A 13382-nucleotide genomic window follows, 5' to 3' on the forward strand; every position below is an offset into this window, starting at 1 on the left:
TCTTGAGCCGGCCACACCAAACCGATGCCGGCCACCCTCCCTCGGCGGCCAAACGATCCGGTTGACAAAGCTGCGGATCATCAGGATGATCGCCGCATATGATAATACCATTGGGGAGGCGATGGGGAGGGGCCGGCAAGGAATTTCATTCTTGCCCGCGACAAGCACCTGAACCTCGGCTTTGATGGATATCCGCCGGCGCGCTCCGCCGGGGGGAGGATAGCGTGCATGGCCGGCGGCCGCTGCGCGCCAGAACGACGGTGTCGGAGGACCGAGGGTTCCGACGGCGCCGACAGAGGCATGTCGCCGGAGGACGGGTCTGGTTCAGGCCTGGAAGTGCGACAAAGGACGGAGGAGACGAAGAATGCGTGGATTGATGACGAAGGCGCTGGCGACGGCCGCGCTGCTGGCGCTCACGATGGGCGCCCAGGCCAAGGAGACCGTGGTCTGGTGGGACTTCCTTGGCGGCGGCGACGGCGTGCGCATGAAGGCGCTGCTCGAGAAGTTCAACAAGGAAAATCCCGACATCGAGATCCAGGCGACGACCCTCGAATGGGGCGTTCCCTTCTACACCAAGGTCCAGACCTCGGCCGCCGTCGGCGAGGGTCCGGACATCATGACCTATCACCTGTCGCGCCTGCCGCTCGGCGTCTCGACCGGAACGCTGCGCGAGATCACGCCGGACGAGCTGAAGGCCGCTGGCATCGACGCCAAGAACTTCACCCCGGCCAACTGGGAAGCCGCCCAGGTCGATGGCAAGCAGTATGCCGTTCCCTTCGACATCCATTCGGTCGTCCTCTACTACAACAAGGACCTCCTGAAGAAGTCGGGCCTGCTCGGTGACGATGGCCTGCCGAAGGGTCTCGACGGCGTCGAGAACTTCAATGCCGCGCTGAAGAAGCTGAAGGCCGACGGCGTCGAGGTTCCGCTCTCGACCCATACCGCGGCCGGCGACTCGCAGTGGCGCATCTTCTATTCGCTGCTCGGCCAGCAGGACGTTCCCTTCCTGAAGGACGGCAAGGTCCTCGACGGCGGCGACGAGCAGAAGGCCGTCGACACGCTGAAGGAGATGGCGAGCTGGGTCGCCGACGGCTACACGCCGGCCAATGTCGAGTATCCTGCCTCGATCGCCCTGTTCACCTCGGGCAAGGCGGCGATGCACATCAACGGCGTCTGGGAAGTCCCGACCTTCACCGACCTCGCCAAGAACGGCAAGCTCGGCTTCGAGTGGGGCGCGGTGCGCATCCCGGTCCTCTACAACCATCCGGCCACCTGGGCGGACAGCCATTCCTTCGCCGTCCCGAACAACAAGGGCAAGGAAATCAGCCCGGAGAAGCTGAAGGCCGTCCTCACCGTTGTCGACTGGATGAACAAGAACTCGCTGTTCTGGGCGACTGCCGGTCACCTGCCGGCCTATCTGCCGGCTCGCGACAGCGAGGAGTTCAAGACCATGCAGCCGAACGCCACCTATGCGGTGCTGGCCGATACGGCTGTCTTCGACCCGTCCTCGACGATCGCCGGCGTCGCCTCGCCGATCTATGAGGGCATGCAGAACTACTTCGTGCCGGCCGTGAACGGCCAGCTCGATCCCGAAGAGGCGGTCAAGAGCCTCAAGGACGAGCTCCAGGGCCTGATCGAGTAGTCTTTCCCGACCTCGCTGCCGGCCGGCTCCCAACGAGGATCCGGCCGGTTTCGCGCTGAACGAGCGGGACGATCGCATGGACCGTAAACAGAATCTGACGGCCCTTCTCTTCACCGGGCCGTTTCTCGTCGCCTATCTGGTGATCTTCATCTATCCGACGATCCAGCTGGTGCATCTCTCCTTCACGGACGCACCCCTGATCGGCGCGGGCGCCTGGATCGGCTTCAAGAACTACATCCGGCTGTGGAACGACGGCCAGATGTGGAAGTCGGTGTTCAACACCTTCTATTTCGTCCTTTTGACGGTCATTCCGACGACGATCATCGGGCTGGCGCTGGCGCTCATGGTCAACCGCCTCAGCGGCTGGTTCCAGAGCATCGTCCTCGCCTGCTTCTTCCTGCCCTATATCCTGCCGGTCTCGGTGGTCATCCTCATCTGGCAGTGGGTGCTCGACACCCAGTTCGGCATCGCGCAGCCGATCATCAGCTATTTCACCGGCAAGCCGGTGGCCGTGTTCCGCGACCGCTACTGGGCGATGCCCATGGTCGCCTTCATCACCATCTGGTGGACCAACGGCTTCAACCTGCTGCTCTTCATCGCCGGTCTTCGCAACATCTCGCAGGACTACTACGACGCCGCGGCGCTCGACGGCGCCGGCCGCTTCAAGCAGTTCGTCTACATCACGCTGCCGCTGATCTGGCCGGTCACGGCGCTGGTGCTGACCATCCAGCTCATCCTGCAGCTGAAGATCTTCGATCAGGTCTATCTCCTGACCCAGGGCGGCCCGGCCAACGCCACCTATGTCATGGTGCAGTACATCTACAAGCAGGCCTTCCAGCTCAACAAGGGTGGCTATGCCGCGACGGTGTCGCTGGCGCTGTTTGCGCTGATCGTCATCCTCTCAGTGATGCAATACCAGGTGCTCCGCTCGCGAGGCCAGAAATGATCAGGCGTCTCAACATCGCCGGCGGACTGATCTCCGTCTTCACCGTGCTCTGCGCCGTCGTCTGGGCCTTCCCGCTCTACTGGGCGGCCGTCACGACGCTGAAGCCGGAGGACGAGGTGGTGCAGTCCGGCTTCGGGCTGCTCCCGAAGATCTGGACCATCGGGGGCTATGCGTTCGTCCTGCTCAACACGAACATCGCCCGCTGGTACATGAACTCGATCATCACCTCCGTCTCGGTGACGGTTCTGGTGCTGATCCTCAGCGCGACCTGCGGCTATGCGATCTCGCAGCTGAAATTCACCGGCCGCACCTTGCTGTGGCTGGCGATCCTGGCCAGCTTCATGGTGCCGACGCAGACGCTGATCGTCACGCATTTCGTGCTGATGAACGATTTCGGCCTCATCAACACGCTGGCCGGCGTCGTGCTGCCGCAGCTCATCGTTCCGGTCACGATCATCGTCTACAAGCAGTTCTTCGATTCGATCCCGAAGGACTACCGCGAGGCGGCGCTCATCGACGGCGCCAAGGAATACCAGATCTTCTGGCATATCTTCATCCGGATGAACTGGGGCATCACCACCGCGCTGGCGATCATCACCTTCATCGGCGCCTGGAACAACTTCATGTGGCCGTTCATCGCGGTGACGCAGCAGGCCAAGATGAACGTGACGGTCGGCATCACCCAAGTCGACGATGCCTTCGGCCTCGCCTATGCCCGCAATCTCTCGGGCGCGGTGCTCGCCGCGCTGCCGGTCGCGCTCGCCTATCTCATCTTCCAGCGTCGCGTGACGCAGGCGATCATGCTGTCGGCCGGCATCAAGGGATAAAGTCCATCATTCTGGACCCGGCCCCGCCGGGTCCGCCCGCATCACCCGCCAAAGGTCCGCCATGCTGAAAGCCCGCCTCGTCGTCGACCGCGACTTCGTACTCTCCGACATCGACCGCCGCGTCTTCGGCGCCTTCGTCGAGCATATGGGCCGCTGCGTCTATGGCGGCATCTTCGAGCCGGGCCATCCGACCGCCGACGAGCAGGGCTTCCGCGGCGACGTGCTGGAGCTGACGCGCGAACTCGGCGCGACCATCATCCGCTATCCGGGCGGCAACTTCCTCTCCGGCTACAACTGGGAGGACGGCGTCGGCCCGCGCGAGGACCGGCCGGTGCGCCGTGACCTCGCCTGGTTCTCGACCGAGACCAACCAGTTCGGCACCAACGAGTTCATGGACTGGTCGAAGAAGGCCGGCATCGAGCCGATGTTCGGCGTCAATCTCGGCACCAAGGGCCCCGACGAGGCGCGCCGCTTCCTCGAATACTGCAACCATTCCGGCGGCTCGGAACTCTCCGACCTGCGCCGCAGCCATGGCTACGAGAAGCCGCACGACATCAAGTTCTGGTGCCTCGGCAACGAGATGGACGGTCCCTGGCAGATCTGCCACAAGACGGCCGAGGAATATGGCCGCGTGGCGCTCGAAACGGCCAAGGTGATGCGCTGGGTCGATCCGACGATCCAGCTCGCGGCCTGCGGTTCCTCGCATCGCAACATGCCGACCTACGGTTCCTGGGAATACCAGGTCCTCGATCATTGCTATGACGAGGTCGACTTCATCTCGCTGCACACCTATTTCAACAACAACGCCGACTCGGCGTCGGAGTATTTCGGCGTCATCGAGCTGCTCGACGCCTTCATCAAGGAAGTCGCGGCGATCTGCGACGCGGTCGGCGCCAAGCGCCGCTCCTACAAGAAGATCATGCTGTCGCTCGACGAGTGGAACGTCTGGTACAAGACGCACAAGATCGAGCATATGAGGAAGCCCGGCTGGCCCGAGGCGCCGCCGCTGATCGAGGAAGTCTACAACGCCGAGGACGCGCTGATCGTCGGCGGCGCCCTCATCGCCATCCTGAACAATGCCGACCGCGTGAAGACCGCCTGCCTCGCGCAGCTCGTCAACGTCATCGGCCCGATCATGACAGAGACCGGCGGCGCCGCCTGGCGGCAGACGATCTTCCATCCCTTCGCGCTGGCTTCGAAATACGGCCATGGCCGCGTGATGCGGACGGTGTCGGATTCGCCGAGCTATTCCGCCAAGACCTTCCCGGAGATCCCCTATCTCTACGCGACGGTGATCGACAATCCGGCCGACGGCACCACGACGGTGATCGCGCTCAACCGCAGCCTCTCCGACAATCTCGAGGTCGATATCGAGCTGCGCGGCCTCGGCGCCGAGCGCAGCCTCGTCGCCGCGACCGAGATCCATCATGCGAACCTCAAGGCGGTCAACACCAAGGACGCGCCGAACACCGTGGCGCCGAAGACCAATGCCGATGTCGCGATCGACGGCGAGACCGTGCGGGTCAAGCTGAAGCCGGCGTCGTTCAACGTCATCGTGACCAGGGCGGCGCAGCCCAACTGAGGCGCGCCGCGTCGCCGACCTGAAATCGCGCTTCCGCCGCGCGGCGGGGCGCGGTTTTTTGATCGGCGCGCGGATCGGCGCCGTTGCGGCTCCGCGGCGGCGCCCCTATGACAAGGGCATGCCGCTCGTCGACCTCGCCAATCCGACCCGCTTCATCGCGCTCGCCGACCGGGTGCTGCCGATCCTCTGGGTCGTGGCGGTGCTGGTGCTGGGCATCGGCCTTTATCTCGGCCTCTTCGTCGCGCCGCCGGATTACCAGCAGGGCGAGACGGTGCGGATCATGTTCATCCATGTGCCCGCCGCCTGGCTGTCGATGTTCGGCTATGGGCTGATGGCGGCCTCGGCGCTCGGAACGCTGGTCTGGCGCCATCCGCTCGCCGATGTCGCCGCGCGCTCGATCGCGCCGATCGGCGCCGCCTTCACGCTGATCGCCCTCGTCACCGGCTCGCTCTGGGGCAAGCCGATGTGGGGCACCTGGTGGGAATGGGATGCGCGGCTCACCTCGGTTCTGGTGCTCTTCCTCATGTATCTCGGCCTCATTGCGCTCTGGAACGCCATCGACGATCCGAACCGCGCCGGCCGCGTCGCCGCCGTGCTGATCCTCGTCGGCTCGGTGAACATCCCGATCATCAAGTTCTCGGTCGACTGGTGGAACACGCTGCATCAGGGCGCCAGTGTCTTCCGCATGGGCGGCTCGACCATCGACGCCAGCATGCTCTATCCACTGCTGATCTCGGCGTTCGGCGCGACGCTCGTCTTCATCGCCCTCGTGCTCATGGCGATGAAGAACGAGATCCTGCGCCGCCGCATCCGCGCGCTCCGCCTCGTCGCCGCCAGCCAGCCGGTCGGAGCCGCCTGAGCATGCTGGGCGATCATGCCGGGTTCATCCTCGCCGCCTACGGCCTCTCGGCGCTGATCGTGCTGGCGCTGGTCGTCTGGGTGGTCGTGGACGGCCGCACGCAGCGCCGCCGCCTCGCCGATCTCGAGGCGCGCGGCATCCGCCGCCGCTCGCGCCGCGCCGGGAGCGAGGCGGAGAGCGGAGCGGGGGAGGGCCGGGCATGAGCGGCACCGACGCCGATCCGAAGCCGCAGCGCCGGCTCGGCCGCCGCATCGCCATCGTTGCGCCGCTCGTGGTGTTCGCCGCGCTTGCGGTGCTGTTCCTCGTCCGCCTCGAGCAGGGGGGCGATCCCTCGCTGGTGCCCTCGGTGCTGATCGGCAAGGAAGCGCCGGCGACCGCGCTGCCGCCGGTGGAGGGGCTGGACGTGCCCGGCCTCGCCAGCGCCGACCTCGCGACGGGCAAGCCGATGCTGGTCAATATCTGGGCCTCGTGGTGCGCGCCCTGCCGCGAGGAGCATCCGGTTCTCGAAAAGCTCGCGACCGATCCGCGCCTCACCGTCGTCGGCATCAACTACAAGGACAAGGCGGACAACGCCCGGGCCTTTCTCGGCCAGTTCGGAAATCCCTATGCCCGCATCGGCGCCGACCAGAACGGCCGCACCGCGATCGACTGGGGCGTCTATGGCGTTCCGGAGAGCTTCCTCGTCGATGGCAAGGGCATGATCCGCTTCAAGTTCATCGGCCCGCTCACCGAAGAAGCCGTCGCGGCGCAGCTCGTCCCCGAGCTCGAGAAGATCGCCAAAGGCGGCTGAGAGGGCGGCTGACGTCTCGTTGCGCTCAGAGCGCGGCGATGATCGTCCACCAGGCCCAGGCCGTCACCATGGACAGCGGCACGCCGATGCCGATCAGCAGCGCGCCGAGATCGGGCTCGAGGTCGTGGTCGAGGGCGATGATGCTGGCCCCGAGCATCGGCGGCATGGCCATTTCCAGCATCGCGACCTTGGCGACCGGATCGCCGGCTTGCCCCATCGCCACGTAGAGCCCGACCAGCAGCAGCGGTGCCAGCAGGAGCCGGTGCGTGAGCCCGAGGGCGATCGGCGCCGCATGCCCCCTCAGCCGGTCGAAGCGCAGCGCGCAGCCGACGGCGGCCAGCGCGATCGGCGTCAGCGTGCCGGCCAGCGCGTCGAGCAGCGAGGTCAGCCAGAGGGGACGCTCGACATCGTTGACGAGCAGCGCCACCACGATGGCGATGAAGGGCGGAAAGGTCACGATCCGCCGTGCGACCTCGCGCCAGTCGAGCTTGCCGGAACTTGCGACGGCGGCGATGGCGAGGCCGAGGGTCGAGAGCGCCAGATAGGAGCCGAACAGATCGATGACGATGCCGAGGCCGAGCCATTGTTGCCCGGCGAAGGCGGTGATCATCGGCAGGCCGACGAAGGAGGTGTTGCCCCAGCCGGCGCCCAGCAGCAGCGCGCCGGTGCGCTGGCGCGACCAGCCGAGCGCCCTGCAGACGGGAACGAGGATCGCGATGGCCGCCAGCGCGCCGAGCCAGGGCGTCGCGGCGGCGAACCACCAGCCGGCGTCGACCGCGAGATGTTCGAGGCTCTTCAGCGCCGCGGCCGGCAGCGCGACATTGATCACCCAGCCGCCGAGCACCTTGGTCGCGTTCTCGGGCAGCCGCCCCGACCGGCGCAGCACGATGCCGATCACGAGGCAGGCGACGATGAGAAGCACTTCCTGCATGGCGCCCCCCGGCTGCCGTCAGAGAGCGTGACGATGCCTCAGTCGCGTCCCTTCACGCCGTCCTTGGCCCCGTCCGGAACCGTCGTCCGCTGGATCAGCGGCAGCTGCGAGAGCGTGAAGAGGAAGGTGAGCGGCATGATGCCGAACACCTTGAACTTCACCCAGAGATCGGTGGCGGCGGTCGGATCGGCGATGAAGTGGCCGGCGCCGCGCCAGATCACCTCGTTGAGGATCGCCAGCGCGAGGAAGAACAGGCCCCAGCGGAAGGTGAGCGTCCGCCAGCCCTCGTCGGTGAGGTGGAACACCGAATCGAACACATAGCCGAGCAGCGGCTTGCCGAAGGCGAGGCCGCCGAGCAGCGTCACCCCGAACAGCGCGTTCACGATGGTCGGCTTCATCTTGATGAAGGTGTCGTCGTGCAGCCAGAGCGTCAGGCTGCCGAAGACGAGCACGATGACGCCGGTCACGACCGGCATGATCGGCAGCCGGCGGGTCAGCGCATAGGAGACGGCCAGCGCCAGCAGCGTCGCGACCATGAAGGCGCCGGTCGCCATGTAGATGCCGCTGCGCCCGTTCATCACGAAGAACACGCCGAGCGGGCCGAGCTCGAGCGCGAGCTTCAGCACCGGGTTGAGGTCCTTGTGCTTCGGGTCGTTGGGCGCGCGTTCAAAGAGACTCGGCATCGATGGTTCTTTCCGGACGCTGGAGGCGGTGCTCAGCCGGCGAGGCCGGCGATGGCACGGGCGAAATCCTCGGCCTCGAAGGGCTCGAGATCGTCGACGCCCTCGCCGACGCCGATGAAATGGATGGGCAGGCGGTATTTTTCGGCGATGGCGACGAGGATACCGCCGCGGGCCGTGCCGTCCAGCTTGGTCATGACGAGGCCGGTCACGCCGGCCGTGCGGCCGAAGATCTCGACCTGGCTCAGCGCGTTCTGGCCCGTCGTCGCGTCGAGCGTCATCAGCACGGTGTGCGGCGCGGCGGGGTCCTGCTTCTTGATGACGCGGATGATCTTCTCGAGCTCGGCCATCAGCTCGGCGCGGTTCTGAAGGCGCCCGGCGGTGTCGATGATGAGCACCTCGGTGCCGGCGGCCTGCGCCTCCTTCAGCGCGTCGAAGGCGAGGCCGGCCGCGTCGGCGCCGATGGCGCGCGAGACGACGGCGGCGCCGGTGCGCTCGCCCCAGATCTTGAGCTGCTCCACCGCGGCGGCGCGGAAGGTGTCCCCGGCCGCCAGCATCACCGTGCGTCCCTCGGCGCGCAGCTTCGCCGAGAGCTTGCCGATCGTCGTCGTCTTGCCGGTGCCGTTGACGCCGACGACGAGAATGACATGCGGCTTCAGCGCCGGATCGAGCACCAGCGGCTTCGCCACCGGGGTGAGGATCTTGGCGACTTCCTCGGCGAGGATCGTCTTGACCTCGTCGCCCTCGATCTCCTTGTCGAAGCGGCCCTTGGCGATCGCGGCGGTGATGGCGGTCGCCGCCGGCAGGCCGAGATCGGCCTGGATCAGCACGTCCTCGAATTCCTCCAGCGTCTCGGCGTCGAGCTTGCGCTTGGTGAAGACCGAGGCGATGCCCTGCGAGATCGCGTTCGAGGAACGCGACAGGCCGGCCTTAAGGCGCTGGAACCAGGAGACGCGCGGCGGCTCGGGCGCCGCGACCGGCTCGGGCTCGGGGGCGGGCGGTGGCGGTGCCACCGGCGGCTCCGGCGTCATCGGCGCGAGCTCGGCCTCGAAGAGCGACGGCCTCGGCTGCTGCGGCTCCTCGGGGCTCGGCTGCGGCTCGGCGGGCGCGCCGCCGCGGCCGAAGATGCGCTGGAAGAAGCCCTTCTTCTCCTCGGTCATGGTTCAGGCGGCTCCTGCGATCGGCGTGGCGAGCAGCCGGCTTTCGGCGCGCCCGGTGATGCGGACATCGACGATCGCGCCCGGCGGCGGGCCCTCGATCGCGACATCGGTGAAATGCTCCGTCCGGCCCCGCCCGCCGCGCTCGACGAGCACGCGCCGGCGATGACCGATCTCGCCGTCGAGGAAGGCGTCGAGCCGCCTCCGGCCGAGGGTGCGCAGCGCGGCCGCTCGCGCCTTGACCGTTTCGTGCGGCAGCTGCGGCATGCGCGCCGCCGGCGTGCCGGGTCGTGCCGAGAACGGAAAGACATGGAGATGCGTCAGCCCGCACGCCTCGACGAGTGCGAGGCTGTTGTCGAACATCGCATCCGTCTCGGTCGGGAAGCCGGCGATGAGATCGGCGCCGAACACGGCATCGGGGCGCAGCGCCCTGACCTCGGCGCAGAAGCGGATCGCGTCGTCGCGCAGGTGCCGCCGCTTCATGCGCTTCAGGATCATGTCGTCGCCGGCCTGTAGCGACAGGTGGAAATGCGGCATCAGGCGCGGCTCGCCGGCGATCGCCGCCATCAGCGCCGGGTCGACCTCGATCGTATCGAGCGAGGAGAGGCGGAGGCGCGGCAGGTCCGGCACCAGCTTCAGGATCGTCGCGACCAGCCGGCCGAGCGTCGGCCGTCCCGGCAGGTCGGCGCCATAGGCGGTGAGATCGACGCCGGTCAGCACCACTTCGCCAAAGCCGCGCGCGACGAGGCTGCGCACCGTCTCGACGACGCCGCCCATCGGCACCGAGCGCGACGGACCGCGGCCATAAGGAATGATGCAGAAGGTGCAGCGATGGTCGCATCCGTTCTGAACGGCGACGAAAGCGCGCGTATGCCCCTCGATGCCCGTCACCGCTTCGCCGGCGGCGAGCGCCGCCGTGCCGGCATCGGCGACGCGGACGCGCTCGCTCCCCCGCCACGCGTCCGGTGCGAGCTTCTCGGCATTGCCGAGAACAAGGTCGACCTCAGCCATCGCGGCGAAGGCTTCGGGGTCGGTCTGCGCCGCGCAACCGGAAACGACGATCCGGGCACCAGGCCGCTCGCGCCGCGCCTTGCGGATCGCCTGCCGTGCCTGCCGCACTGCTTCGCCGGTCACCGCGCAGGTGTTGACGAGCACCGCATCCTCGAAGCCGGCCGCGCGGGCGTTGGCGCGCATCACCTCGCTCTCGAGGAGGTTCAGCCGGCAGCCGAAGGAGATGGTGTCGAGGCTCATGCGTCAGGAGGCGTCGCGGACGGGGGTGACGGTCCGCCCTCTATGCCGGAAGGTGCCGCCAAAGGCCACCCTCATGCGGCCGCGCCGATCCGCTCCAGCGCCAGCGCCCCGGCCCCGTCGAACCCGAGCCGCCCTTCGTGTTCGAAGGCGGCGGCGCCCGTCATCAGGATATGGTCGTCGGCGCGCCAGTCGATGCGGAGCGTGCCGCCCGGCAGCGTGACGTCGACCGTCCGACCGGTCCGGCCGGTGCGCGCGGCCGCGACCGCGGCGGCGCAGGCCGCCGATCCGCAGGCCCGCGTCAGCCCGGCGCCGCGCTCCCAGACGGCGAGCGTCAGCGAGGAGGGCGAGGTGACGGCGGCGAGAGAGATGTTGGCGCGCTCGGGAAAGATCGGGTGGTTCTCGAGCATCGGCCCGATACGGCCGAGATCGAACGCCGCGACGTCCTTCACCCAGAAGATCGCATGCGGATTGCCGACATTGACCACCGAGGGCGAATGCAGGATCGGCGCATCGATCGGGCCGATCTGCAGCTCGATGGCGCGTGTGTCGGCGAACGCCTCGGCGAGCGGAATCTCGCGCCAGCCGAAGCGCGGCGTGCCCATGTCGACCGTGATGCGGTCCGCGTCCTCGACCTCGGCCGTGAGCAGACCCGCCGATGTCTCGAGCAGGAAGCTCTGCCGGCCCGTTTCGCGCGCCAGCACCAGGGCGACGCAGCGCGTACCGTTGCCGCAGGCACCGGAGAGCGAGCCGTCGGTGTTGAAGATGCGCATGAAGGCATCCGTGCCCGGCGTCCTCGGCGGCTCGAGCGCCATCAGCTGGTCGAAGGCGGTCGCCCCGTCGGCCGCGACGGCGCGCGCCTTCTCCGCGTCGAGCCGCCAGGGGGCGGCGCGGAAATCGACGACGGTGATCTCGTTGCCGATGCCGTTCATCTTGGCGAAGGGCACGGGGCTGGTGGCGATCGCGGGCATGTCGGGTCCGGGCTCGGCAGTCTTGTGCCGCCGCGTTGTTGAAAGATGTTCTTATATGGCGAAAAAGGTCGAGAAATGCGAGGCCCGGAACATGGTGCGGCCGCTCGCGGCGCCTGCCGCTTGCGGGGCGGGGCAGAGCCTGCTTTTCTCTCGTGAACCGTTACAACACGCCGCTTCGCGGCGGCCGGAGGGGAGCCGGCCAACTGGCGCCCGCCCGTCCCCAGGCCCGCCTCCGATCCTGCCCCATCGCCGGCCCATGGAATTCAGATGACGCTCGATATCGCGACCCGCGTCTACAATCACGGCTTCCGCATCGATCCGATCGTGCGGACGCTGCTCGATACCGATTTCTACAAGTTCCTGATGTTGCAGATGATCCGGCACACTTCGCCCGACGTGCATGCGACTTTCGGGCTGATCAACCGGACGAAATCGGTGCGGCTCGCCGACGTCATCGACGAGCGCGAGCTGCGCGACCAGCTCGACCATGCCCGCACGCTGCGCTTCCAGAAAAACGAGCTGATCTGGCTGGCCGGCAACACGTTCTACGGCGTGAAGCAGATCTTCAAGCCTGACTTCCTCGAATGGCTGGAGGATTTCCAGCTGCCCGAATACGACCTTCACCGCACCGCGGACGGGCAGTACGAACTTCTCTTCGAAGGGCCGTGGACCCATACGACGCTCTGGGAAGTGCCTGCGCTGGCTATCGTTTGCGAGCTGCGTGCCCGCGCCGCCATGAAGGGCATGAGCCGTTTTGAACTCGACGTGCTCTATGCCAAGGCCAAGGCCAAGCTCTGGGGCAAGATCGAGCGGCTGCGTGTGCTCGGCCGCGAAGGACCGCTGAAGGTCGCCGATTTCGGCACCCGCCGCCGGCATGGTTTCCTGTGGCAGAAGTGGTGCGTCGAGGCGCTGCAGGAGGGGCTCGGCGACAATTTCGTCGGCACCTCCAATGTCAAGATGGCCATGGATGCCGGCCTCGAGGCGATCGGGACCAATGCGCATGAACTGCCGATGGTTTATGCCGCCCTCGCCAACAACGACGAAGAGCTTCATGCCGCGCCATACAAGGTTTTGAAAGATTGGGCCAAGATGTATGACGGCAATCTGCTCGTCATTCTTCCAGACACCTATGGCACGACCAACTTCCTGCGCGATGCGCCGGACTGGATTCTCGACTGGAAGGGCATCCGCCCGGATTCCAAGCCGCCGATCGAAGGCGCCGAGGAGGCGATCGCCTGGTGGACAGCGCGTGGCCGCGATCCGCGCGAGAAGCTGATCGTGCTCTCGGACGGTATGGACATCGATACGATCGAGGAGGCCTCGCGCGCCCTTCGTGGCCGGGTCAATCTCTCCATCGGCTGGGGCACCAACGTCACCAACGATTTCCGCGACTGTGCACCGGACGGCAAGGACGACCGCCTCGAGTCGATCTCGCTCGTCTGCAAGGTCGTGGAGGCGAATGGACGGCCGGCGGTGAAGCTTTCGGACAATGCCAACAAGGCGACCGGACCGGCCGAGGAGGTGGAACGCTATCGTCGTGTCTTCGGCCATGATGCAAGGGCCAGGCAACCGGTGCTGGTCTAGCGCGGAGGCTTCGGCTATTCTTCGCCTGTCGTTGACCCCGGACAGTGGGAGGCTCGTGTGATCCATCCGAATCCGCACCTGACCTATGGCCCTGTCCAGGCCCTGCAGACGCGTTTGCAGGGCTGATCAGGGAACGGACCCCAGGACGGTCTTCTTCCGGTCGGC

Annotated in this window: 13 protein-coding genes; 8 read left to right on the plus strand and 5 right to left on the minus strand. The window is 66.9% G+C overall.

Annotated elements, in window-relative coordinates; translation table 11 throughout:
* Positions 1-364: 364 nt before the first annotated feature.
* The 7 genes from QO015_RS13480 to QO015_RS13510 all read left to right on the plus strand — a co-directional run bounded on the left by QO015_RS13480 (position 365) and on the right by QO015_RS13510 (position 6646).
* Complete coding sequence (locus tag QO015_RS13480) at positions 365-1642, plus strand: ABC transporter substrate-binding protein (protein WP_266278773.1); 1278 nt, start codon at positions 365-367, stop codon at positions 1640-1642.
* 76 nt (positions 1643-1718) lie between these two features.
* A complete protein-coding gene (locus tag QO015_RS13485) occupies positions 1719-2588 on the plus strand; it encodes a carbohydrate ABC transporter permease (RefSeq protein ID WP_266278772.1) in 870 nt (289 codons plus the stop codon).
* A complete protein-coding gene (locus QO015_RS13490; protein WP_266282346.1) occupies positions 2588-3415 on the plus strand; it encodes a carbohydrate ABC transporter permease in 828 nt (275 codons plus the stop codon). The genes QO015_RS13485 and QO015_RS13490 overlap by 1 nt, the downstream gene beginning before the upstream one ends.
* A gap of 64 nt (positions 3416-3479) precedes the next feature.
* Positions 3480-4997 (plus strand): arabinosylfuranosidase ArfA, encoded by a 1518-nt coding sequence (gene arfA, locus QO015_RS13495; protein ID WP_370877462.1) that lies wholly within the window; start codon positions 3480-3482, stop codon positions 4995-4997.
* Positions 4998-5115: 118 nt separating this feature from the next.
* A complete protein-coding gene (locus QO015_RS13500; protein ID WP_266278769.1) occupies positions 5116-5856 on the plus strand; it encodes a heme ABC transporter permease in 741 nt (246 codons plus the stop codon).
* Between the two features lie 2 nt (positions 5857-5858).
* Positions 5859-6059 (plus strand): heme exporter protein CcmD, encoded by a 201-nt coding sequence (ccmD, locus tag QO015_RS13505; RefSeq protein ID WP_266278768.1) that lies wholly within the window; start codon positions 5859-5861, stop codon positions 6057-6059.
* Complete coding sequence (locus QO015_RS13510) at positions 6056-6646, plus strand: DsbE family thiol:disulfide interchange protein (RefSeq protein WP_266278767.1); 591 nt, start codon at positions 6056-6058, stop codon at positions 6644-6646. The genes ccmD and QO015_RS13510 overlap by 4 nt, the downstream gene beginning before the upstream one ends.
* A gap of 25 nt (positions 6647-6671) precedes the next feature.
* Here the strand turns inward: QO015_RS13510 and QO015_RS13515 are convergent, their stop codons facing one another.
* The 5 genes from QO015_RS13515 to dapF all read right to left on the minus strand — a co-directional run bounded on the left by QO015_RS13515 (position 6672) and on the right by dapF (position 11633).
* Positions 6672-7577 (minus strand): AEC family transporter, encoded by a 906-nt coding sequence (locus QO015_RS13515; protein ID WP_266278766.1) that lies wholly within the window; start codon positions 7575-7577, stop codon positions 6672-6674.
* A 38-nt stretch (positions 7578-7615) separates the two neighbouring features.
* The gene (locus QO015_RS13520) at positions 7616-8260 is read right to left on the minus strand and encodes a septation protein A (RefSeq protein ID WP_266278765.1); all 645 of its coding nucleotides are present in this window, start codon (positions 8258-8260) and stop codon (positions 7616-7618) included.
* A gap of 32 nt (positions 8261-8292) precedes the next feature.
* Positions 8293-9417 carry a signal recognition particle-docking protein FtsY gene (gene ftsY, locus QO015_RS13525; RefSeq protein ID WP_266278764.1) on the minus strand — a complete coding sequence of 375 codons (1125 nt, stop codon included), beginning with the start codon at positions 9415-9417 and terminating at the stop codon, positions 8293-8295.
* Positions 9418-9420: 3 nt separating this feature from the next.
* Entirely contained in the window at positions 9421-10665 is a 1245-nt protein-coding gene (mtaB, locus tag QO015_RS13530) for a tRNA (N(6)-L-threonylcarbamoyladenosine(37)-C(2))-methylthiotransferase MtaB (RefSeq protein WP_266278762.1), read from the minus strand.
* A gap of 71 nt (positions 10666-10736) precedes the next feature.
* On the minus strand, positions 10737-11633 hold the full coding sequence (gene dapF, locus QO015_RS13535; protein ID WP_266278760.1) for a diaminopimelate epimerase: 897 nt from the start codon (positions 11631-11633) through the stop codon (positions 10737-10739).
* 267 nt (positions 11634-11900) lie between these two features.
* On the opposite strand from dapF, the gene QO015_RS13540 reads away from it, so the two are divergent.
* The gene (locus tag QO015_RS13540; RefSeq protein ID WP_266278758.1) at positions 11901-13217 is read left to right on the plus strand and encodes a nicotinate phosphoribosyltransferase; all 1317 of its coding nucleotides are present in this window, start codon (positions 11901-11903) and stop codon (positions 13215-13217) included.
* The last annotated feature ends 165 nt before the right edge of the window (positions 13218-13382 follow it).

The organism is Kaistia geumhonensis, assembly GCF_030815145.1.
Classification (GTDB): Bacteria; Pseudomonadota; Alphaproteobacteria; order Rhizobiales; family Kaistiaceae; genus Kaistia; species Kaistia geumhonensis.